Source organism: Mycolicibacterium sp. XJ870 (genome assembly GCF_053483975.1).
This window is the reverse complement of the sequence record NZ_JBEFTI010000003.1, coordinates 172,495-197,145: the sequence shown is the minus strand read 5'-3', so window position 1 is coordinate 197,145 and position 24,651 is coordinate 172,495. Positions and strand designations below refer to the sequence as shown.

The following is a 24,651-nucleotide window of genomic DNA, read 5'->3' as shown; positions in this document are numbered from 1 at the left end:
ACGGTGCCACAACGGTCTTCCTATGGGCGACATTCAGATTCCACCCGGCTTGCAGTGGGTGTCCTATCTAGCCGGCGGCCAGTGGCCCCAAGGCAGCGAAACTGGCATGTTTCGCATGGGCGAGTATTACCACGATGCTGCCGACGACCTGGAAAGTCTGATACCGGACCTGAATAAGGTTCGCAACGAGACCCTTTCGGTATTGTTCGGCCAGACCGCGCAGGCCGCCGACGAACAGTTCTCAATGCTGTTCGACGGGGAGCACGCGGTCGGCCGACTGGTCGACGCGTTGTCGGCACTCGGGGAGGGTGCTGAGAACCTCGCCGTCGAAATCGAATACTCCAAGCTGTCGATCTTGGTGGGGCTCGCGTTGGCTGCAGTCGAAATCGCTTGGTGCCTGGCCGCGTCCACTCCCACGTTCGGGGCGTCCACGGCGGCGATACCAGCGATCGAGAAGGTGACCGCCGCCTCGATCCGCCAGGTCGTGACGAAGGCGGAGGGACGCGTTTCACAGAACTTGGGCCAGATATCGACGCGCACCATGGTGCCGCGCCTGGTCCGTGAGACGGGACAGAGAGTCACCACGCGCCCCATCGGGCGGGCGATAGCTTACGAGGCGGTGCAGGAAGGCCTTTTTCAGGAGCCGGCGATCGCGTTGACTACGGAGCTGACCGCTCAGGGGATCCAGATTCACAGCGGCCACCGCGACAAGCTGGACGAAGAGCGGATCGGCCAATCGTTGAAAGCCGCGGCGTTCGGCGGCGCCGCCGGCGGAGCGTTCGCGGTCCCCGTCGGGCGCCGGCTGGGTCCGGCGCAAACCCGGTGGGGCGTTGCAGCCAAGGGCGCGACGGTGATGTTCTCGGCCGGAATCGTCGGCAACCTGGCGGGCACCTATGCGGTCGGTGGTCAATTGGACCCGTGGTCGATGCTCGGCGGCGCGGCGTTCTCCAGTATCGGCGGGCTGCGCGGCGCCGGAGTAACGCCGGCCCACAACGGCAGTCCCGCGACCGGCGCGTCGATGCCCCCGTTTGGTAACGGTCCGCCGCCACTCGGCGACCTGGGGCCCCAAAGCCCCACCGCCGGCCCCGGGATTGTCGAACAGGCCATCGCCGGCCACGATAACGATGTGGGGTCCAGTGGTGCCGTCCCGGTCGGTGCGGGCGGCGGGCTGTCCTCGACGCAACATACGAACGGAACTGCCACACAGCAGTTTTCGGGCGCAAACGTCACCCCTTCTGCAGGGCTGGCTCCGGCCGGGTTGGCCGACAACAGCGCCGCCAGTCGCGCCGCGCCCGACGCTGGGGATCGCGGCGCTCCGTCCGCGGTAGGCGCGGCGCCGGTCGCCGCGCACAGCGTCGGCGAAGTGTCGGCAGAGCAGGGCCCGGTCGCCGACCCAGTGTCGGTCGCTGTCGACGCCGGCGACCCGGTCTCTGCCGCCCCGTTAGTCGACCCCGTGATCGCAGCTTCGGCGGTTGACCCGGCACCTGCGGCTGTGGCCGGCGCCCCCGCCCTGGACGCGCCGGTGGTCCCTGAATCCGGGCCGGGCGAGTCGGGCACGGTCATGGCGCCCGTGGCTCCCACACCGGGGCCGGTGGGCAGCAAGGCTCCGGTAACCGGACCGATCCCGAATGCTCCGGTTTCTATCGTGACTGCGACCCCAACGGGCGACAAAACACCTGTCTCAGCGCATGTTTCGTCGCCGTCGAGCGCTGCACCGTCATCGTCTGCGGTCGCAACCCCGGCTGCCCGCCTCGCAGGCACGTCCGCCAAGCCGGCCGGGCCGGCCGCCGTCGGCGACCACGACGGCGAGACCAATAGTGGGACGGCGTTGGGGCGTCTGCTGGATGCGGCAGGCCGGCTGGTGAGCTCGTCGCTGCGGCCGTTCGTCGGTGGGTTCGGCAACTCACACCGGCCGCTGGACGGCCTCACCAGTGAGGAGGACTACAAGGCGTTGGCTGAGCAGGTGCTCGCCGATCATGCGGCACGTGATTGGAGTGTCGTGTCCGATGAGCAACTGGCACAGATGCTGCGCGGTGATCAGGGCAACGCTTTGGTGGCGACGGTCGAGGTGATCCGGCGTCAGGAGGGTAAGACCCTGCGGTGGACGCAGGTGATGGCGACTCTGGCGATGCGGTATGCACCGGTGAATATGGATGCGGGAGAGGGTAAGTCGCTCGTTTTTCTGGCGCATGCGGTGTGGGCGGCGGTTCGTCACGGATCGGTACAGGTGTTCACCACGCGGGATACGCTGGCCAACCGCGAGTTCGACAGGTACGTGAAGGTGCTCGGCGCGTATGGGTTCGAGATTGTCCGAATGAATCCCGATGCGCCGCACCCGGATCCGGTGGGCGGAACGCCGACGATCTATATCGGCACGCAGAACGACGCGGGCTTCGGAGTTTTGAAGGATCATGCGGTGCCGGGGAGGGACGCTGCGCTCGACGAGATCGACGAGGCGCTCGTACACGCCAACACGAACTACATCCTTTCCGAGGGGGCGGGTAAACACGCGAGTCCCGAGATTGCGGCCGAGGCCACCCAGGCCGATGGCTTCCTGGACCAAGGGCTGCGCACTCGGACGATGACCGAGCAGGATTTCGGTCGCGAACCCGGTCAGATAGCGGGACCGGCGGCACTGACTGAAGCGGGGCGAGCCAAGGCGGAACAAATTCTGGGCCGGGAACTGACTGGGAGCGAATTGAAGCGGCTGAACATGGCCGCCACCGCCCGATGGGAGTACGTCGAGGGCGACCACTACGTCGTGCACGACGGCAAGGTCTTCATCATCGACCAGACCACCCACAAGGTGATGTTCGATCCGGAGACCTCGACCGAGAGCCGCTGGAACGGCGGGCTGGCCCAGGCGATCGAAGCCAAGCACGGCCTGGTCATCCGCGACGATCCCGGCACCTCGAAGAGTGTCACCGCGACGAAGTTGTTCTCGTCGGAGAACTACGACTCGCTGACCGGTGCGTCTGGGACAGCTGTCGGTGTGGCCGATCGGCTGGAACACGGTTACGGGATGAAACCCGTCGTGAAGGTCCCGCGTTTCAAGGAGTCGCAGCTGCAGACCGGCGATGATCGGGTCGCGCCCGACGAAGCGGCGAAACATCAGGACATCGCCCGCGACGTTGCCGCGATGCAGAAGAGTGGGCGGCCACAGCTGGTGATCAGCAACCGGAACACCGAGGTGGCGAAACTGTCGGGCTTGCTTACAGATTTGGGCGTCGAGCACGTGGCGGTGGACGCGAAGTGGTTCCTCGAGCACGGCATCAACGCCGAGGCCGACCTACAGGCGATCTTCGACGACGCCGGACAAGCGGGCAAGGTGCTGGTGATCAACCGGCAGGGCGGCCGGGGAGTCGACATCCCGGTGAGCGACGAGGTTAATGCCGACGGCGGATTGCACGTGGTGGTGACAAGTCGGTCGGCGGAGACGCGGGATATCGACGTCCAGGCCGAGAACCGAACCGCGCGGAATGGACAGAACGGCAGTGCCCAGTACTACACATCGCCCGAAGATGCCCTATATCAACAGCTTTCGCACAACTCCGACGTCGAGGTCGCTGTCGTTCGCTACACCGACGCCATCGCCGAGCATGCAGTCGAACCCAGCGATCAACGCCGCGTCGAGGTCGAGGCCGCAGCCGACGGGCTGCGCGCGCTGACCCCGCAACTGCAGGAGGCCGCTTCCCGAAAACTGCGTGCCTCGACGGTTATTACCGGCAAGTTGCCCAATGCTCCACCGGCTTTCGACCGCGAGCGAACCCACGAAGCACCGACCGCGGAGAAACTACACCCGCCTCCCAACACCCCCGAGAAGAGCGCAGCGCGCTCCGAGGACGCGCCCGATGGCAAGCCTGTGGCCGAGGGTCTTGCTGGCTCGACGTGGCGTGTCGATCTGCGCGACAAGGGGAATCGTCGTCGGCAGAACTGCGCGGTGCGTGTGGTCGAGGAGTGTAACGAGGCGTATGAGGGTCGGGACTTTCGGCTGCCCAACGAGCCTACCGCTGCGGGAGTGCCCGGTTGGGAGTTGTATCAAGCGCTGAACTGCCGTGCGATGCCGGTATCGACGCTTCAGGAGGTGAGAGATCACCTGGGCGGGATGTCGTCTGGCTCGCGCGCTGTGGTGATGGTGTTCTGGTCGGAAGACGAATTGGCGGCGCGGCGGCTGTCTGACGACGACATCGGTGAGCTTGCGGGTGGGCACGTTTTTACGATGCTTAGGGGCGATAAGCCCGGTGAGGTCCAGGTCAAGGATCCAGACCGTGATTTGGATGAACGCGCGGTGTCTCATGTATGGGTTGGCTATCTTGACGATAGCGGCGACTCGCAACAAAAGTGGCAAGGTATTCCGCTCAAGCTGGCCGCATATGGCAACGTCGCGGGTCTGCCCGGACCTGGTCGTGGTGATGACGATCAGGGCGAGGGCCAACTGGCGGGCTCGTCGTGGCGGGTCGGTGAACACCAAAGCAACCAGCAAAACCCGGATTTGGGAGAGACGGCACCGAAAGCTAGTGCAGCGCAGCGTGATCCTGTGGCAGATGAGTCGACGTGGGAACGCCACGAGGCCAATATGCTGTCGCTTGGGCGTTTTCGCGATGAGCTGCAGTCTAGGTTGGGCGTTGGTACTGGTCTAAGCCTCGAGGAAGAGTTGTTGCTGGATCGCTTCAACGAGCTTCATCATGTGCTGCGCAGGACCGCCGATCGCGCCAGCCAGAAGGGGGTGGGTGGTCCGCGTCTGGTTGAGTTTGACCCACTTTCGTTTGAGGGCGCGGTGATTGTCGGCGCCGATCTAGATCCGCGTTCTGCTGGCGACGTTGTTGAGCCCGGACGGCGCGTTGACAGCAAAGTCCTTTGGCCGTTCCTGGGGCGGGCGCTTAACCGACTGGAGTCCACCTTGCCGCCGGATCCAATAGCGTCGGAGGCGTTGATCGTCCGGTTCAGCTACCCGCGCGCCGAGGATGCGGCACGCGCTGGTGACGGGATCCTCGAAGGACCATTCCCTAATCGAGAATATGGTGAAATAAAGCGCCTGGATCTCGAAGATATGCGTGCTGCCGGACTTGCTCCAGCAGAACCCGGAACAACTGAGTTCGACTCGTACATTGGTAATGGCGAGGAGAAGATTAAGTGGGCCGTCCTGATGGATGGCCGTCTGATGGCTTTGCCGGCACAGCTTGGAATGGATGGGCGCTCGACGCCTCAACCGGACGAGCTTGACAGTCTGCGCTGGACTTTGTTCGGCAATAGCAGCCCTGAGATCCCAACTTCTCATGGCACGTTGACTGGAGACGTACCAGCGGAGGAAGACTTCGTAAAGGCAGCCGGATACGCACAAATCAAAAAGACCGATGAAGGCTACCAAGGGATCATTATTGATAACCACAGTGGCCATTACCATCCTTCGACTGTCTCATTGGCGTTGTACGGTCTTCCTAAATTCGCCGAATTCGGAATTGTGTTTCCACAGGAAGGCGTGAAATTTCTGTTCGGCCCTGTACCGTCCGGGTGGCCCCAATTCGAAGGTGACAGCGCCGACGGCGACGTCGATGGTTTGCCAGGCCCGGAATTGGGCCTGCAGCAACGGCCGCAGCCTCAAGCGCCGAACGCCCACGCACAGACACGCACGACAGTGCCGCTCTCGCGCCCGGGCTGGCCGGCTGTTCGGCAGGACATGGAGGAGAACTCCGCCCCTCCCAGGCGCCACGCCCGCGGCCGTCCGCAGCTCCCGCAACGCGGCGGCCCGCACCCCGGTCACCGCGATGTCACCGGCACGCCCACCCCACCCGCCGATGAGGGCAGGGAGGCGCGTTTGTCGCCGAAGGATCCATCCGACACATTGGATCCAAAGGTGGTCGGCAGGATCCGGTCGTCGAAGGGGTCAGCGGAGCATCCGCGGTTCTTCGGAGCTGATGACCCGGACGCAAAAGCGTACGGCGACATCTTGCCTGGCGCCAAAGGCCTTCCCGGGCAAGGCGACGGCAGCTTCGGCGAGGCAGGCCAACCCGGCTTCGATGGCGTTACCGAAGCCGAACGGACTCAACTCGAAGCCGAGATCGCTGCAATCAGAGGCGAGATCGCGTCGGTGCGATCCTCGTTGAGCCACGATGCGCAGCGGAGTGCTGAGGATGAAGCCAGGCTAGAGGCTCTGCGAGCTCGGATCGAGCAGGTTGAAACCGACCACGAGGGGATGCTTACTCGGTTCCTTGGCGCGAAACGCGGTTTGGGGGATTCGGCGCTGGAGAAGATGCCGTCCCATATCGAATCCGGATCGCGGTGGCTGGCTGCGCGGGGCGTTGACGTTGTTTCGCTCAAGCGTGGTCTGGTGAGCCTGCTGATGCCGGGTCAGGACGAGGTCGGGGTCGTCGATCCTGACCTGCGCACATTCTGGGAGGTCATCGGGCAACTGACTGGTGTGCGTGGCGCGACCGTTCCAGAGGATCCGAACTGGGTCGAGATCGATGGCCTCTGGCAGTTGGAGGCCGCGCTCGCGGCAGCGCCGCAAGGCCAGCCTCCGATTCTTGTCGATACTGCCGAGCGCATCGTGCGCGCAATCCGCAACGCGCTGGCCCACGACCCGACGCTCCCGCTACACCAGATCAGCTTCGGTGAGTTTGGCTCTTCTAGTTCCAAAGGGACTCGTACCGCCGCCCGCACGTGGTCGCTGGCGTACGGGGACTTCGCGCTCAATGTCTTTGCAGTTGACATCAGCGTGCGGGAAGTGCTTCAACCGCAAGGATTCGTCGATGCACACGCCCGAGACCAGGCGAGCGGACGGGCGGAGAAGGGCACCGGCGACGCATGGACCGATGTGATGCTGCACGAAATCTGCGGTCATGGCTGGCAGCGCGCTAGCGGGAATTGGGACGGATCCGTCGCCGGGGTGCGCCGAGCCGATCCGGTCACGTGGGCGGAGCGGCGCATCGACGAGCACCTCGATGCTGCTTTCGACGCCGTTACGGCGGCAGGTGAAACTCCCCATGACCGGGTTGGGTGGGAGTTGCAGTGCTCGGGCTACAGCCGCGATCCTGCCGATACATTCAGGCTCAACAAGTGCGAAGCCCAGGCCGAGAGCGCCGTCTATATGCTTGGCAACCCGGATTCGGACTGGAGGTCCCCACAGTACGCGTTGTATCGCGCGTTGCGGGGAATGCCGCGGCTCGATTCCGCAGGGGTGGAGCGTTTTCGGACGGCCGAGCGGTTGGGCGTCGCAAATCCGCATCTACTCGATCCTGGACAACTGGCCGCGGTGCTGACGCGACCCGCTGTCACCGCCATCACGTCGGCTGGTCGCCTAGGCGACACTGGCGCAGCGGCGCCCATCGCCGCGCAGCTGGAGGATCCGGTGGCAGACCAGGGCCTCGCCGAGGCCCGAGTCGCACGTGTAGGCGAGGACAAGCCGCGCGCGAGTTCACTGATGCGTGGCCCGCTCAATCTGGTCAATGCCGCGGGCCGGTTGGTGCGCTCGTCGTTCCAGAGTGTCCTGGGCGGCAACAAATCTCGTGTCGAGAACGACTGTGCGTATCGGCTCATGACGCGATTGTCTGAGGCGTACCCGGGACGCAAGTTCAGCCTTTCGTTAGCGCCTGGCCAAACGGTGGCCGAGGGCTGGGATGTGTTCACGGAACTAGAAGCCGAAGTGCACGAGACGACGCTCGACGGCGTGAAGACCCGGCTGTCCCAAAAAGACATGGCGCCGGGGTCGTCGGCTGTCGTCATCGTCTACTGGGGGGACGCGCGTTCAGACTACGGCGCGCATGCCTTCCACCTGGAGCTGGGCGAGGGCGAGAACGTCTATATCGATGGCCAGTTGGTTGACGAATGGCCGCCCTATAGGCGCCATTCCATCTCTAAGGTGCTTGCGGCCTATCTCGACCACGACGGAAATTCGATCGGACATCTCCAAGACGCGGTCCGCCAGGCGGTCCCGACGACGGCCGTCGCGGGTCTTCCCGGGAAACGTTCGGGCCGGTCCTCACGGAGAGGAAATGCCCTCCCTGGGCACCCCGGCGACGCTAGCCGTACGAGCGTTGACGCAGACCGGCACGGGTCGCGATACGTCTCGGGCGATGCCGAAGAGTCGGTCGCGCATGGGCAGGCCGATGCACCGTGGTGGACGAGATTGCATTCTGACGGCGAGCTGTCGAGCGAATACGACGAGATTGACCCCGCATTCCTGGGTGAGCTTGTCGACCACCCCGATTCGCGGCGCGGTCAGATGCTGGCGGGGCTTCTCTCACGCCCATATGGGCCGTACCGCGTCGAGTTTCGTGCAGACGCGGTACCCGGAAGCGACAGCGTTCGTCTCGAGGGAGTGATCCTCAACCGGAATAGTAGGGACATCGGCTCGATCGAATGGAACCTGCGACGTGACGATGACCGTAATCTCGTCGCCGATCTCAGCTATTTGGAGATCAATGCCGCCAATAAACATTTGCGGCGCAAGGGGTTCTCCAAGGCGCACCTGTCCGACCTAGAGTCGCTCTTTGCATATTTTGGCGTAGACCGAATCGAGCTGAACTCTGACTGGGAGGGCAGCATCGTCTGGGCCCGTCGGGGTTTGACCTGGAACCCAGACCGGCTCCAGGAGTCTCTGGTCAACATCAAACGATCGGCGTATCAGTTGCGCGATCACGTCAATGCCGAGGCTCAGGCTGTTCTCGACGCCACGGTGAAGACGCTGGAAATTGGTCTTCCACGGCGCGGTGAGGATGGCGAGGTTGTGGTGCTGCCTGAGCCCATCGATCTTCTCAATCTTCGCGCCGACGGCCATGAGGACCTCGGCCAAAAGTGGCTCGCCAACACTTCCCTTCACCTTGTGAAGTATCTGGGGGGTATCCCAGTTGCTGGCAGGGGTGCGTTGTCACGGGGCGATGAGGCCGGCGCAAGGGCGAATTGCGGTTACATTGCGGTCGAGACATTTGCCAAGTGGTTTCCTAGGCAAGGATTTGAGCGCGCGCTTGCGAAACTTACGGCGGCGGTTAGCCCGATGGGCCTGCGGTCTGGGGCGGTCTTTGCAGGCCTTAGATCGCGCGCGCAGTTCGCGACATATGCCGACGTAGAAAACACGCTGCTGGACTTGGGCCACGGGGCTGCGGCGCTATTGGCGTCACGTTGGGCGGGCAGCGGTAAGCCCGGCCACCTCTATCTCGCTAAGAATGTTCAGGGCACGATCTGGCTATTTGACACTCGAACGAAACGTTTTTCGCTGTGGCCGCCGCACTGGGGTCAAGCTGCCGTATCGCGAACCGTTGTTGGCTATTTCGATCGCTATGGCGTTGCGGTGCAGGGGATTAGCGTTGATGCGCCGAACCAGCTGGGAGCCGCCGACGCCATCGGCCTCGCCGCCGGACACCCCGACGACGGGGAAGGTGATTGGTGGGGCGAGAACGATCCGGTGGTGGCGGAGCTGCTGCGCCGGCGGGGGGTGCGTTTCACGCAGGAGTTGCGGCACGTCCCAGGGGACGCCAAGGAGTCCGTTGCGCGTGCGCAGGCCAACGCACCGTGGTGGAGGAGATTGGGCTCTGAGGACCGGGACCGGCTGATTGCGGCGGCTCCGCTTGACATCGTCAATGCGGAGGGTATTCCTCTAAAGGATCGTCACCGGGCGTATGAAGCCTGGCGGCACCAATATATGGAAAGCGTCCTTCCCGATTTAGACCCCGTCCCCACAGCCCTGTTCAACGAGCGCGACGCTGCGCTGCAGCAGGCCACGGAGGCCGCCGACCGGGCGGGCGTCCCGATGTATGTGGTGGCGTTCGATCCCGTCGAAGATGGCGGGGACGGGCGAATCGGCGTGGTGTTCGGCGACGACCCCTATGAGTTTGACGACCCAAATGAGCTGCAGCAGTCCCAAGATTGGCTTGTCGGGGCGTGCACCACGATGACTGACAGTGAGCAGCTGACCACCCGGCTGCGCGCGACGCTGGAGCACCACCAGGACCGCACGCTGCTGGCTAAAGGGGCCGAGAAGCGGGCCACGGTGGCCTGGGCGGTCTACGACACCCGGTTGGAGGAGTCGCCGGAGCTGGCGCGTATCGCCGGTGCGAGCCTCTACGGCGCGGTTTCGGCGTCCAACGCCGGGCGTGACGCCTGGGCCGCAGACGGCAGCCAGTTCACCAACAACAAGATCTCTGGCTATGGCTACGGCACCGCGATCGTCGCCGCCGCCGTCGACCACGGCCAGCGCATCGACGCCCCGCCGCTCTCCGAGCTCACCCACGGGCTGCATCGGCTCGACTACCGAGACCGTGACGCCGACCTGTCATTCGCCCACTCGCTGGATGTCGTGCTGGAAATCGTGGGGGAGGCCTACTCGAACGGTGACCCAGCGGCCGCGGAGCAGGTGTTGCGCGAGCTAGGCAACGACCTGTCGAACCGCTATGGGCCGTTTTCTGTCGAGTTCAAGGTGCGTGTCATCGCCGTGACCGAGATAGATGAACTGTACCCGCAGTTCGGCACCCACGCGCTGTCGGAGCCGCTCGGGTTCGTTCTGGTGCTGCATGGCGAGATCCGGTCTGAGGGTGGCCGACGGGCGGGTGAGGTCGTGCGCTTGGTGTACTACAGCGCCCAAGATGAGCAGATCATCGTCAATAACTGGCTCACGGACGTGGCGCCCTGGGCTCAAGAGCTGGCTCAACAAGAGCGGTTTGCTACCACACTGAATGACCCGTGGGTGCCTTGGTGCCGTCAAGGAAACGTCGATCGCATCGAGGTTCGTGCGCGCAACGCCTCGTCGTTGGCGGGACACGGCTACGTCTGGCATCCGGCGAAACTGGGCGCGACGGTGCTGAATCTGCTGAGCGGGATTGACAGGCTCCTAGAGGACGATTCATCACTCGGCGACGCTGACCGTGCTGAACTGCAGAACCTACGTGGTGAATTGCTGTCGGACGACAATTTCCCTTCTTTCCAGAAGGTGGCGACGCTGGGCAGTGCCGGCGCTCTCGATCTGCGTGCCAAACTGCTGGCCGACACCGACGTGTATCTAATGTTGCAGCTGGGTGACGCAGGTCCCGCCCAACGAGCCGAAGAGGCGCTGCGGCAGCGGTTTCCCGACGTGCCGCCCGGCGCCCTGGCCGCGGACAGCGTGGATAAGTTGGTCGGCTCGCCAGACAACGTGGAGTTGTCGGTCGAGGCAGCCCGTGCCAACGCTGAGTGGTGGCCCCTCTTGGGTAAGGACTACAAATCGGAGCTACAGCTGATCTTTCCGTCGGAGATCGGCAATGCCGCGGGCATCAACGCCAAGGATCGCCATTGGGCTAACGAATTATTGCTTCGCATTCTTATGGCGGAGCTGGAGGCGCTGCGCGAGAAACGTGAGGCGCTGCGTGAGAATGGTGAGTCGCTTGACGACTTCGAGCAGATGCGTCTCGAGCAGCTTGACGCCGTGGAGGAGATGGTCGTCGCGCTGCGGGCTGCCTCACGGCTAGCCGAGCAGTCCGGGCTGAGAATGCGCCTGCTGGCGCATCCAAACCCAGGTTCGAGTGGGATCAGGCGTGTGATGGTCGGGTTCGAGAGATATACGAAGTCAACGGATGACGCCGACGGTGCGGCGAAGCAGTTGTCCGCGTTGGATGTGGTCGAACCGCTGTCCTGGCACGTCGATATCGATTCGACTGTCGGAGATGTGCTATTCACCGGCGTGCATCAGGCAGTCGACTATCTGAGCGAAAACCCCGACGAGAGCGCCACAATCGCCTGGATGTGCTGGGACGCCCAGGCGGACCCGGAATCGATCGGCCGGCTCCTGCAGTGCGACGTGGCCGGATTCTATGCCGGCCGCGAGCTACTCACGGACGCCGTCAGTAGCGAAACACATTCTCGCACTATGGGTCACGATCTCATCGTCGTCTACGCCGAGGAGGCGGTGCGGGCCGTCGGACACGCCTGGCGTGACGGGCTCTCCAACTATGTCGAGAGCGTGATCGGGATCGAGCCCCCTGACGACGCGTGGGCGTTGTTCGGTATCGGGCCGGCGACCGGTGAGACTGTCGAACTCCACGCTCGCCGGGGAGACGTCGATCGGCAGCCCTCCGACACCGATGGAGCGCCGGCGCAGAACGACAGCGATCCCGACTGGGCTCGGATGGAGAATCTGGCCAATGCGGCGTTGGCGCGCAGGTTTCCCGGTAAGCGACCGGACATCGCCGTCGCCGTGCTGCTGCGTCCGCTGGGCGATGTGGAGTTGGCTCAGCGTCGCGCGCGGGACAACGCGATCTGGTGGACCACCGAGTTGACAGACGACGAGAAGGACGCGCTGATCATGGCGTATCCGGAGTTCATCGGTAACGCCGAGGGTATTCCGGCGATCGATCGTGATACTGCCAACCGGAGAAAAATAGGGGTGAGCTTTCTTCTCCACCCTGAGCAGCTACGGGCCAGAAATGACGCGAATGAGCGACTCAGCCCCGACGAGCAGTTTGGCCTTGCATTGTACGAAGCGGAGGAGCGGTCTCGTCAGCTGAAGACTCCGTTGTATCTGCTGGGATATGAACCCGCCACGCCGGACCGGCATGCCCATGCTTTGGTCAGCTTCGGCAATCCGGACAAGCTGTGCCAGGATGCCGGGGTCGCCAAGGCGGTCCACGATGTCGATCCCGACAAGTCCCCCAAGTCCCCATTGGAGTACTGGCTGGCGCCGGGCCGAACTATACCGACGTTCGAGAACTTTGACTCGCTGACCACCGCTGCGCTCAAGCAGGTGAACTCCGCGCCGGGCGACCAACCGGTCGCGGTGATTGTGTCGCTCAACGGCGCCGAGCATGCGGAGACCGCCGGTCAGATACTGCTCAGCGACATAGCTGGACGCAATGCCGGCCGCAGCGCCAGGGCGAGCGAGGACGACCGTGGCCCCACGACCATCGTTGTCAGTTACGGCGAGGGGGCGAAGGCCGTGGGTCACGCCTGGCGAAACGGCCTGAATTACCACGTCCACTCCGCACGGCTGGTCAATCCGCCCCACGCTTCCTACGCGCTGTTCGGGCTGGAACCACTGCCGGATCTACCGAACGATATTCTCGGAGATGGCGACCGCGACCCGGCCACATACCGTTCGCAGGATCCGAAGTCGCGCGTCATCCAACCGGAGTTCGCCCCGCGCCGCGCGGACATCATGGCCGCTGCCCGCGAAGCCGACGGAGCACAAAGGCTGGAAGCAGCCCTCCGTCAGCTGCGGTGGGACCTATCCGGTGTATGCGGCCACGAGCACTCGAATGTGAAACTTCACTTCACATCCGCTGAGGCGACGGAATCCTCGCTCAACCTGACGGGATCATTCGCCGTCGGCCAGGAAAACGGCAGCATTACGGTGCGGATGACCCATCAGGATGAACTGGGCTGGGTTGTGGAGCAGCAGTTCACCTTTGACAGTTCTCCGTCCGAGGACCTGCGTCGCGCCGCTGAGCGGGCGCTGCGCACCACCATGGACGGTTACTACCGCCTCTCGGATATCGACTGGGTGTTTGGGGCCGCGGACGGCTCAGTGCCGGGCGGAGTGCATTCCGACGACGTAAATTGTGCTGTGGCAGTGAAATCCAACCTGCGCCGGCGCTTCAGGAGCCTGGAGCCCGACCCCGATCCCCTACTGTTGCGGCGCGAAGACGACGACGGCGGTTACCGGCCGGACCGGGTATTCGCCGAGCTCGGTGCCGAGGTCGTTTTCGTCACCCTCGCTGACATCGAAGACACGATATTGGGTCGCCTCGAGGATCCGGACGATCACGGCCTGCCCGATGGGTCCGTGGTCGTGTTGGCGGTGTCCTGGCTCGACGGCGCCTTTGGTCACGTCGTGACGGTTGTGAAAGAACACGGCCAGCTCTATCTCGAGTTCAGCGACGGCAGCCATGAACCGTTCCCGCCGGCCTGGCGCCACCAGGTGGCCTTGGCCGTCGCGGCCTACCTTGGCCCCGACGGTCAACCGATCACCCGAGGCAGTGATCTCTCAGCTCTCGACGTCTTCCCCAACTTCAAAGGCGGCCCGCGTAGTGAGGGTCTGCCGCGGGAATCGAGCTCTGGGCCAAGTGATGCCGAGGGCGGGCAACCCGGGGGCAGAGACGTGCCGACTGGTGATGCCACGGCCGTCGTCGGACCGGCGAGTTTGTCACCAGATGTGTTGTCCCGCACCGAAGAGACGCTTGGGTCGCATGGTGCGACCGTGTATGTGGACGATAACGGTCAGCGGTGGCTCGTGAAGGCGCCGACGAACGACGCTGAGCAGTTCCGTGTCGACCTCGATGCAGCGACCGCGCGACTCCAGGCGCTGGCCAGCTTGACCACTCCGGCGACCTACATCATGTCGGTCGAGGGCATACGCAGCTCGGTCCAGTATATGTTTCCGGGGGCCTCGGAAGCCTTTCCTGAAATGATCGTTGACGCGAGCAGGCTGTCAGCCCACGAGTTGTTGACCATACAGAAGCATCATGTCCTTGATTGGCTGCTATCGAATCACGACGCTCATACCGGCCAGTTTCTGCAACTACCGTCCGGTGAAATCGTCGGTATCGACAAGGGGCAGGCTTTCAGATTCTTCGGGCAGGACAGGCTTGGCTGGGACTATCTGCCGACACCACCCATCGAAGGCACGCCGGTCTACAACACATTGTTCGCCGGGTTTGCACATGGCAAGCCGGGGGAGCTGCTGGACCCGGCGCAAGGCGAACTGGCTGATTTCATTCAGCGTCTACAGGCGATTCCGGACAAATCGCTACGCGACATGTTCCGGCCCTACGCGGAAGCTGCCGCGGCTCACGGAAAACTGGCGATAGGAACTTCCGACCATTTCGACCTGTCCTTCTTTGCGGGGGCGGCCACCGCTGGGTCGGAGACCTTCTCGACACCACCGGCATTGCCCGCCAACGATGTTGACGCCTTCCTCGACGCGTTGGTAGCACGCAAGAACAATCTGGCTGCCGACATGGAGGCCTATTACACCAGTACCGCGTCCGACAGGTCGGGGACGACCGACGCCCAGCCGCCCACAGCCCAGTTGGACGCGTCAACGTTGGCTTCCATCGCAGAGACGGCATTGCAGGCCGTTAAGGAGGGGCTGTGGGGCAAGCTCGCCACGTTGCCGGACAAGGCGGAGTTGGAGTACGCGGCGGCCACCCTGGAGGCGGCAAAGCAGGAAGCACTCGCCAAGGGTGAAGATGCCGCAGTTGCCAAGTACGACGCGATGAGCCCAATCGCCTTCTGGGCAAGCTGGACACATGTGACAGCGCCGACTGACACTGAGCTGAACAACAAGCCGATCGAGATCAAGCCGGGCACCCAGTACACGCCGGTACGGGAGAACCCGATTAGCGAGCACCATAGGCTGGGACCCAGCGTGGTGCCTGACCCGGCAGCGCCGGTCGGCACCGAGCAAAACCCGCACTACTTCGACCACCGATACGCGACGGAGTGGCAATCTTTCGGCAGCTCGATGACGCCACAGCGTCGGGACGCATGGGATCCAATACAACTTCAGGCGGTGATAGCGTACATAGTCGACAACTCGCCCATTAGTACGTGGCTGCATGAACCCGATGGCGCTGTCCCTTCCATAATCACGGCTATTGACGCGGCCATGTCTGCGCACCGTCCTTTCGAGGAACATGCGGTCGTCACCCGCGGCACCACGCCGTTGGAGTTCAACGACAACAGCCTCAACGACGAGAACGGGGGCAAAGTTCAGTTTGCGCCCGACGCGACAGTCGAGGACCTGCAGGCGCTGGTTGGCGAAACCTATAAGACCCGCGGGTTTTCGTCCACATCGCTATCGACGATCCCAGCCAAGAAAAGTCGGATACGCGTGATCTGCAAGCTCAAGCGCGGCCAGCCAGCGATTTTTCTTGGCGGTGAGCCAGCCGGCGAATATATCTCGCTCTCGCCGGATGAACGGGAGGTCATTCTTCCCCGCGACCTAACGTGGCGCGTGCTTGAAGTTCGCAAATCGACAGCGGGAGATGATTTCCGTCAGATCGAGATCGACGTCATTGTGGAATCGGTGGAGGACTACGGTCGGGCGATCCCGGCGCACGATGCGACCAGTGGTGTCACCGAGCCAGAAAAGCACGATGTTGCGCTCGCGATCGGCAGTCCCCCCAATGGCGAGGTAATCGGTTCCACCACGGGGCGCACACCTGCGGATGGTGGAGGAGCACAGCCTACCGAAAATGGGTCGTCGTCGACCGGAGACGCATCGGCGCTCGACGGACCAAAGGCGTTGTCGACGATAGCGATCAAGGCGGGCAGGGAATACACGCCCGTGCGGGTGAATCCGGTGGCTGAATACGACTGGTTGGGGCAGAGCGTGGTGTCCGATATCTATGCGCCGGTGGGCTCCGCTGCGAACCCGCACTACTTCCGCATGGAGGATGAGGTTGACTGGAAAGTCTTTGGCAGCTTGATAACTCCCCAAGACGAAGGGTACTGGGAGCGTGAGCAACTCGTCGGCATAGAGGACTACACCGATGGCGACTTCGAATCGGTTAACCGTTGGCTCCGTGATGGCGAGGGTGCCAGGCCGCGAGAGATCGACGTTCTGGACGCCGCGATGTCTGCACATAATCCGTTTGAGGAGCACACCGTTCTTACCCGAGCCGCCACGGTGTTGGAGTTCAACGACAATAGCCTTGAAATTCAGTTCACTCCAACCGCCACGCTTGAGGATCTGCGGGTACTGGTCGGCGCGACTTATACGTCGCGCGGATTCCTGTCGACGTCGTTGTCGACAGTCCCGGCGATTCCCGGCCGGGTACGTGTGATCTACAAAATAAGGCCGGGGCAACGCGGCATCTACGTAGACGGTGCGCCCGACGGTGATGCTCTCTCGTCTAATCCGGGTGAGCTAGAGGTTATCCTGCCGCGGGATCAGACGTGGCGGGTGCTGGAGGTTCGTTCTTCAAGCGCGGGAGATGTTTACGCGTTCCCATTCCAGATCGACCTGATTGTGGAGTTGGAAGAACCGGGACAATCTGTGCCCCAGCTTGCATCCGCTACGTCTGAGGACGCGCTGTCCGATGTCGACGTTCCGTTCCAGTTAGGGCCCTGCGAGTCTGGTGTCGGGCTTATCGACGGCGGGCGAGCGATTGACCCGGTGTCGCTTACACGCTGTGTTACGGCAGTGGTTGAGGCAGACAGCTTGCCACCGGATGTGCTGACTGCAACGGGTGAAGTACGAGGAATGGATGGCGCTGCGGTCTACGAGGATGGAAAGAGTCAGAAGTGCCGGGTGAGGCGGCCAGAGAACGAGGCTGAGAATTTCTTGGTCGATCTGGATGTGGCAACGGCGAAGCTGCAGGCGCTATCTGGCCTGAAGACTCCAGCGACGTTCATCATGATGGTTGATGGCACGCGTAGTTCGGTGCAGTACATGTTCGCGGGGCCCGAGCATCAGCCGGCATTTCCTGGGCATGAGTTGGAGCTGGGCAGCTTGTCTGCTGAGGAACTGCTGACCATTCAGAAGCATCAGATCCTGGACTGGCTGATGTCACGTCACGATGCCCACACCGGCCAGTTCCGTCGCCTGCCATCCGGTGAGATCGTCGCCGCCGGCAAGGGCCAGGCATTCGAATTCGTCGATCAGGACAGGCTGGACTGGTACTTCCTGCCGACCCCCCTACAGGGCGGTGCGAAGCATGTCTATAACACGTTGTGGGCCGAGTTTGCCTATGGTGAGCCGGGCGAACTGCTGGATCCCTCGCAAGGAGAGCTGGCGGCCTTTACCCAGGCTTTGCAAGAGATTCCGGATGATCATCTGCGGGATATCTTTCGGCGCTATGCCGAAGGTGCTGCTGAACAAGGCAAGTTGTGGGTCGGCGGCACACTGGATCTGTCGTCGTTGGGTTCGGTCGATGTGGTAACCGACTTGACCGGTGGAAGCGACCACAACCTGGATCCGCAGACGCGTGCCGCCAATGAGGTCGAGGCTTTTCTGGAGGCGTTGGTTCTCCGCAAGAACAACCTTGGTAACGACATGAGCGCCCTTTACTGGCGGGCTGCAGAATTTCGTAGCAAGGTGCTGGTGGCACGGTTCGGTGCGCCTGAGCTCGAATTCGCCGGCCAGGTTGCCGCTTCGGCAGAGCGTCTCGCTGAGAGTGCAGGCGATATCGTTCTCTGCCGCATACTGAACGAGCTCACCAGGGAGCAGGTTTGGGAGCACTGGCTTTCCAAATTCGACGCCACGCCGCTTTCGGAGCCGCCAACGCAAGACCGGCTGCGCCTTGCTATCGAGCTTCTGGAGTTGGTCCGGCTGGCGGCGGAACGGACGGGCAGCACCGCACAGTACGGCAAGTACGTGTCGATGAGCCCAGATGGGCTGTGGGCCGAGCTTGCGGCGCTACGCAATGTCGAGCAGCCAAGCCTGGTAATGCCCGGCACCCAGTACACGCCGCTGCGGGTGAATCCGGTGGCTGACGAATACCATCGGCTGGGCAGTAGCGTGGTGCCGGATCGTGGTGCTCCAGTCGGTTCCCCGGAGAATCCGCACTACTTCCGCAAACAGAATCTACGCGACTGGAAAACTTTCGGTAGCTTGATGACTCCGCAAGGTATCGCTCGTTGGGATCCACGGCAGTACGACGTCGTGCAGCGCCATACATTTACCGGCTTTGGACGCGCCAACGGTTGGCTGCGTGACCGGGCTGGTAACGAGCCGCCCGAGATCGAGAGCCTGGATGCAGCATTCGATGCGCACCCTCCTTTTGAGCAATGGGTGGTTCTGACCCGCGGTACGACGGCGTTGGAGTTCATCGAGAACAGTTTGGAGCTAACGTTTCCGCCCACCGCTACCGTTGAGGATCTGCGGGTGCTGGTCGGTGCGACCTATATGTCGCGGGCATTCCTGTCGATGTCGCTGTCGACAGTCCCCGCGGTTCACGGTCGAGTGCGTGTGATCTACAGGATGAAGCCTGGCCAACGTGGCATCTACGTAGGCGGCGCGCACAGGGGCGATTCTCTCTCAAGGTCACCGGGCGAGCGGGAGGTCATCGGGCCTCGGGACCAGACGTTCCGCGTACTGGAGGTCAGGGAGTCAATCCTCCACAGCGAGGATCCTAAGTTTGAGATCGACGTGGTAGTGGAAGTGGTGGAGCAACATGCCTAGTACTAGTCCGATTCCGATGCGGTGGATGCCCCACGCGGCCTACGACTACATCGACGCCAGGTTGGGGCAGGCCTACGATTGGCCCGATTACCCCGACCCGCGTTGGGGTGCGGGCACGTATGTGGACCTGTTCTATGACTCGGCTCATAAGGTGGCAGTCGGTCGGCTGTGGACCAACGATGCCGACGGATGCGGGTTGCTGCATACCGCTAACACCGATCCGGTTTTCTACACGCAGACCGCGCTTACCCTTCGGGTCATGAACCGCAACGGTGAAACAGCCCGGGCAGCGTTTGATGCAATGACTGAAAGATGGCATACCGGAAGCGCTTTCACGACGCGGAACCTCGCCGACATCGAGGACTCGTCGATCGAGGCCAATGTCGGCATTTAGCGAGCGGCGATCAGCCGAACTGCACAGCGGGCAGGACAAGGAGAAGTGATGGATCCGCGACGAATTGAGCTGAGCCGCAGGCACTGCGACGAGATGGGACAGCTGTTCGCCCAATTTCTTGAAGACAGTATCTCCGATGAATCCGGAATCATCGCTCCGATGACCGATGCGGAGGAGGCCGCGTGGAACGCATTCAGCTCCGGGCTCTACGCTCGCCATAGGGCCGAGCGTGCTGCCCTGGCCGAGGCACTCCTGCAGACCAGCCCGACACCCACCGGCGGTGGGAGAGCGGGCGCCGGCGACGTCGCCGATGCCACAGCGTTCGCCGATCACCAATCCGACAAGGAGAAGTGATGGATCCGCGACGAATTGAGCTGAGCCGCAGGCACACCCACGAGATGGGGCTGCTGTTCACGCAGTTCCTGGAGGAGAACCCCGATGCGGATATCGACGTCATCGGTGATCCCGAGGCGGGTGGCGGGGCGTGGACGGCGTACAGCGCGGCACTTTTGGCTCGGCACCAGGCTGAGCGCGCTGCGCTGGCCGAGGAGATCGAAGCCGAACAGCGCTCGCGATCGAACGCGACGACTGTCAACGGGCATCACGACGCCCCGATGGAGGCTTCGCAGGCCATCTCGCTGGTGACGAAATGGATCCGGTCGCGGGGACTGCACTATCCGACCGAGGGATTGAAAGCCGAGCGGTTTTCGGTCGGCTGGAGTGTGTACGCGCCGGTGGAGATCGACGAGAGTGATCCGATGTCGTTCCTCAAGATCCCGGTGGGTCGGTCGATCTTCTTGATCGGTGATTCGGGACGCATCAAGGAGACCACCTCCTCGATTCCTCCGCGGCAGGCTCGCGCGGAGTTCGCTGCAGAGGAACGGGCGATGAAGGGCACCTCTGCTGAAACCAACACGGGCCTAGCAGAATTCGATCGGGAGTTGAATATCGGCCAACCGGTTTCGGCGACCACCGTTGCCCAAACTGCCGACGGGCCGGACCTGCTCGACCTGATCGTGCAGCAACTGGCCGCACTCGGCCCGGTCGGGTGGGAGGAGTTCACCGCGGAGTTCGCCTTGACAGCCAGCTCGGAGGTCGCCCAACTAGAATTCCGTTCCGGTGACCGCACGGGCCTGGTTCCGGTACCGCAGTCGATTGCCGAACAGGTCCGTCAACACCGGCAAGGAACGGCGACGGTTCCAGCAGGCCCGTGGTGGCGGCTTTTGCTGACTTCCACCAACACTGGCGAGGCCACCGTTGACTACGACTACGGCGACGAACCTTTCCCTGAGGGACAGTTGGTTGCCGCCGAACACTACCGCGCTGATCTGGAAACCTATCCGCGTGCACACGTTCCGGTGTGGCTCGCCGGGTATGTCGCGGGACCCGAAGCGCAGGGTCGCGACGCCCGGGCCGCCGCGGCGGCCGGCAATGCTGGCCACGTTGCAGTTCCGGCAGAGAACCTGCCTGCCCTGAACGACCTGTGGGCCCGCTGGGCGGTGCTGTCTGCGGTCCACGCCGGTACCGGATCAGCAGCACGGCTTGGCATCCACCCCGGCTACGCCTCGTACGAAAACGACGACCGCAGTGGCGCCACCCTGTTTGTGCTGCCCGGCGACCGCGCAGTGCTCTCGGGGGGCAAGTTGAACTCCGAGCTGCTGGATGCCGCCTACAACGGTGGCCAGTCTATGCCCGAGCTCTACACCGGCGCCCCTGCATGGGTGACCGATAGTGTCATCAACTATCGAAACCGCAACGGCCTGTTGACCTTCTGCTTCTGGTGGATGGACGGCGGGTGGTGCCGGGGTGTCACCGACACGTCCGGCGAACTCGGTGCGGCCACGCCACCTGTGCTCACCGCGGACGAGACGATTCGGGCGATGGTTGAGCAAATCGGCACCGACGCAGAAGCGCAATGCGCGTCCTTGCTGGTCGCGGTTGCCAATCGCGCTGCGACCCCTGCCGATGTGGCAGCGGTATTCGCCAACCGGTCCGACGCCGACATCGACACCGCGATAAACCAACTCAGCTTGGCCGGCCTGCTGGCCCCGTAACGACGGGAACATTCCGCCGGGACGTGCTGGTCGACCCGAACATCGTTCGGTACTCCGACATGCGTTGCCATACGTCGCAGAGTTCAAGTCGGTTGGAGATCCTGCGACTTCAGAAGCGTTCTCCGAGGCTGACTATCGCGGGGTGTTGCGGGTACTGCAGCGCTTCTACGACGTGATCCTGACCGACTGCGGCACCGGTTTGGTGCATTCGGCCATGGCCGGGGTCCTCGGTGAGGCCGATGGAGTCGTAGTCGTGGCGTCGCCGGCGGTCGATTCCGTTCGTAGCGCACTGGCCACCTTGGATTGGTTGGACCGGCAGGGGTATGCGCACTTGGTTCCGGGGGCCACGGTGGTGGTGAGCGCCTCGCGGCCGGGCGCAACCGGGCTCGATATCGCCCGATTGTCGAGCCACTTCCTGCCTCGCGTGCGGGCGCTGCATGTGATTCCGTATGACGATCATCTGGCAGAGGGAGCGGAGATCGACCTCGAGTTGGTCGCCAGCGGTACCCGTAAGGCCCTGTTGGACTTCGCGGCAACGGTCGCAGACAACTTCGCCGGCGTAGATGCGCAGTCCAGCTAATCCGGATCCATCCGCTAGGCCCTCGTGGGTAGGCTCGAAACCGGAAATAGGAGCGCCCGTGTATCTGCCCCCGAAGTTCGCGTTGACCGCCGAGGAGACCGACGCCGCCCTAGCGCAGGCCGGTTTTGCACACCTCGTGACTTACGCCGCATCCGGCCTGGTGGTGACGCCGCTACCGCTGCTCTATGACGGCGAGCGGCATTCGCTGATCGGGCACGTCGCGCGCGCCAACCCACACTGGCATGCCGCCGGGGCCGAGTCGGTGGCCATCTTCGCGGGGCCGCACGCCTATGTGTCGCCCGGTTTCTACGAGACCAAGCCCGAGACCGGCAAAGTGGTGCCGACCTGGAACTACGAGGTGCTGAACGCGTACGGGCGGCTCGAGGTGCATGACGACGCCGAGTGGGTCCTCGGCTTGGTGACCAGGCTGACCGACCGCCACGAAGCCAGTCAGGCGCAGCCGTGGCGGGTCACCGACGCGCCGGCGTCTTTCACGCGGGCCCAGCTCAACGGCATCGTCGGGGTGGAGTTGCCCATCGAGCGGGTCGAGGCCAAGGCCAAGATGTCGCAGAACCAGCCCGCACGAAATCGGGCAGGCGTCATTGCCGGGTTGGCAGCTTCGGATTCGGCCGCCGACCTCGCAGTTTCCGAGCGGGTCGCTGCATTTGATCCGGACCGCCGCCCAGCCGGATAGGTGGGTACCGTGATGGGTGGGAGGCGAGTCACTTGACCACCAAACCTGATGAACCTGGTGAGGAAGAGCTCTTCGAGAAGTCCCTGCGTAAGCACGGCCAGCTCGCCGAATCCGAATCCGAATCCGACGAGCCGCCCGCCGGGTCCACCCATCAGGTCACGACCGATGAATCCGGTGAGCGCAAGGTAGTGCGAAAGCGTTTTTCAGCGATCTGAGATTCCGCCGGAGAAGCCGCACGAGAACCGGACCCGCCGCAATTCCTTCTTGCGGCCACGCTTTCTGACCGCGTGCGTGGTGGTTCCTGCGCTCGACTCGGGCTTCTTGGCACCGCGCTTCTCGGCGGTTGCGGCACCGAAATCCAGCTGATTGTGGTTCACCAGGCTGCCGACGAAGTCGAGAACCTCCGATGACGTCGCACCGGCTCGGGGTGCGGTCATCAGCGCAGCCGAGCCACCCGACTCGCCGACCAATGCCACCGCGTCCACGCCGGCGACCACGCCGCGCAACCGTTTGTCGACCTTGTCCAGCGGCACCTCGTCGTGAATCGATACGTTCGCCATGGTTGTCCCGCCCATCTCCACCAGGCTCACGCTGGCCGCTGACCTGGCTCCGGCGCCGACCCGTCTACGCAGATCGCTGATCGTGGCGCGCTCCAGCGAGACCTCGTCGCCACTGCGCGTCGGTGACCCGCCGGCCAGCGCCAGTTCTGGGGCGAGGAAAGCTTGTGCGCCGAGCGCGATGCCGTGACTGAAGAATGCTTGCCCGATCAGCTGGCCGTGGGCTCCACCGTGGAGCGTGTTGTCGGCGAGGACCATCGCGCGTCCGAACGCACGGAAGAACCGTGGCACTGCGGGCGCGGTGCGGGCGCCTTCGTAGACGAGGGCCGCGGCGGTCTTGGTGGCCTTCCACAGCGCAGCCTGGTTCTGCCGGCTCCCGGAGGTGAAGATGCCGCGCAGGATGTCGTAGAAGCAGCCGGTGATGATCCGGCCGAGGCTGTGGACCTCGGCGATCATCACATCGGGTCCGCCCGATTGTGGCATGGTCTGCGGCAGTTGCCATTTGAAGGTGTTGAGGGCGCGGCGAGGTTTGGCCGCAGAGAAGTTGGCGCCGAAAAGCCTGCGGGCGGTGTCGGCAAGATCCTCGGTGATGGCCTCGACGAAATTCGGCTTGCTGAGATCCGGTGAGACGCTCAGCAGCGCTTCGCGCGTCGGCTTGTCGCGTAGTGCCGTGACGATGGACGTGATGTCCCCGAACGCTTCGTGAAAACTACCGACCTCCAATAGATTGACGAACCACAGATCCGGACGGAGTGCATCGAGCACGCCGTGCCCGACCTCGTGGGCCACCACGTCGGTGCTGGCACCGGTGAACGTCACCCCGTGGCCGTTGTTGGCGTGGAAGAACGACAGGCTTTCCCGGTCGTAGTAGGCATTGACCTCTTCGCCGGCGTCGGGAATGAGCATCAGCAAGGCGGGATTGACCGCGTCCTGGGCCCACGACGCCAACGGTTGGCCGAGCACTTCCTCCCACGCCTCGATCGCCAGGATCGACGCCTGACGTGCTTGCCATACAACGAAATCGGGGCTCCCCGGGTCGAACGTTCCCTCGGAGGTGTTACTTGCCAACGCAATTCCGGCGGTGCCCGCGGCCCGCTCGGGTCTGGCTGTCACCCGCCGCATCGGCACGGCATCGACGACAAGTGGATCATTGGGAATGAAATTGATCATGGCCACTCCTTGTCCGCGGGCTCGTGACAGACGGTAATGGTCCTTGAGCTGCATCGAACGAGTAGTTGACTACTCGATTCACCTCTGCCGGGATGCCGCGGCCATCCCCGTGGGG

The 24,651-nt window shown here is 63.4% G+C and carries 7 protein-coding genes and 1 pseudogene; 7 read left to right on the top strand and 1 reads right to left on the bottom strand.

Translation table 11 applies throughout. From position 1 onward, the window contains the following. Positions 1-22: 22 nt before the first annotated feature. The 7 genes and pseudogenes from ABQF30_RS15765 to ABQF30_RS15735 all read left to right on the top strand — a co-directional run bounded on the left by ABQF30_RS15765 (position 23) and on the right by ABQF30_RS15735 (position 23,024). Positions 23-19,087: an ADP-ribosyltransferase gene (locus ABQF30_RS15765; protein ID WP_448465317.1), complete on the top strand. Its 19,065-nt coding sequence runs from the start codon at positions 23-25 to the stop codon at positions 19,085-19,087. Beyond that, complete coding sequence (locus tag ABQF30_RS15760) at positions 19,080-19,481, top strand: hypothetical protein (protein WP_448465315.1); 402 nt, start codon at positions 19,080-19,082, stop codon at positions 19,479-19,481. Before ABQF30_RS15765 ends, ABQF30_RS15760 begins: the two co-directional genes overlap by 8 nt. 48 nt (positions 19,482-19,529) lie before the next feature. Further along, positions 19,530-19,835 (top strand): hypothetical protein, encoded by a 306-nt coding sequence (locus ABQF30_RS15755; RefSeq protein WP_448465313.1) that lies wholly within the window; start codon positions 19,530-19,532, stop codon positions 19,833-19,835. Beyond that, positions 19,835-21,535 carry a hypothetical protein gene (locus ABQF30_RS15750; protein WP_448465312.1) on the top strand — a complete coding sequence of 567 codons (1,701 nt, stop codon included), beginning with the start codon at positions 19,835-19,837 and terminating at the stop codon, positions 21,533-21,535. Before ABQF30_RS15755 ends, ABQF30_RS15750 begins: the two co-directional genes overlap by 1 nt. Continuing rightward, positions 21,526-22,115: pseudogene (locus ABQF30_RS15745) on the top strand (MinD/ParA family ATP-binding protein); the annotation flags it as partial. The gene ABQF30_RS15750 and the pseudogene ABQF30_RS15745, both read left to right, overlap by 10 nt. A 58-nt stretch (positions 22,116-22,173) precedes the next feature. Beyond that, positions 22,174-22,809 carry an FMN-binding negative transcriptional regulator gene (locus ABQF30_RS15740; RefSeq protein ID WP_448465310.1) on the top strand — a complete coding sequence of 212 codons (636 nt, stop codon included), beginning with the start codon at positions 22,174-22,176 and terminating at the stop codon, positions 22,807-22,809. 32 nt (positions 22,810-22,841) lie between these two features. Further along, positions 22,842-23,024 carry a hypothetical protein gene (locus ABQF30_RS15735; protein ID WP_448465308.1) on the top strand — a complete coding sequence of 61 codons (183 nt, stop codon included), beginning with the start codon at positions 22,842-22,844 and terminating at the stop codon, positions 23,022-23,024. On the opposite strand, the gene ABQF30_RS15730 is transcribed toward ABQF30_RS15735, so the two are convergent. Beyond that, complete coding sequence (locus ABQF30_RS15730; RefSeq protein ID WP_448465306.1) at positions 23,013-24,536, bottom strand: gluzincin family metallopeptidase; 1,524 nt, start codon at positions 24,534-24,536, stop codon at positions 23,013-23,015. The two genes, ABQF30_RS15735 and ABQF30_RS15730, sit on opposite strands and share 12 nt — an antisense overlap. Positions 24,537-24,651 lie beyond the last annotated feature (115 nt).

Coding starts and splice junctions, on each gene's coding strand:
- ABQF30_RS15760 (WP_448465315.1), top strand. CDS start 19,080: ATGCCTAGTACTAGTCCGATTCCGATGCGGTGGATGCCCCACGCGGCC.
- ABQF30_RS15730 (WP_448465306.1), bottom strand. CDS start 24,536: ATGATCAATTTCATTCCCAATGATCCACTTGTCGTCGATGCCGTGCCG.
- ABQF30_RS15765 (WP_448465317.1), top strand. CDS start 23: ATGGGCGACATTCAGATTCCACCCGGCTTGCAGTGGGTGTCCTATCTA.
- ABQF30_RS15750 (WP_448465312.1), top strand. CDS start 19,835: ATGGATCCGCGACGAATTGAGCTGAGCCGCAGGCACACCCACGAGATG.
- ABQF30_RS15755 (WP_448465313.1), top strand. CDS start 19,530: ATGGATCCGCGACGAATTGAGCTGAGCCGCAGGCACTGCGACGAGATG.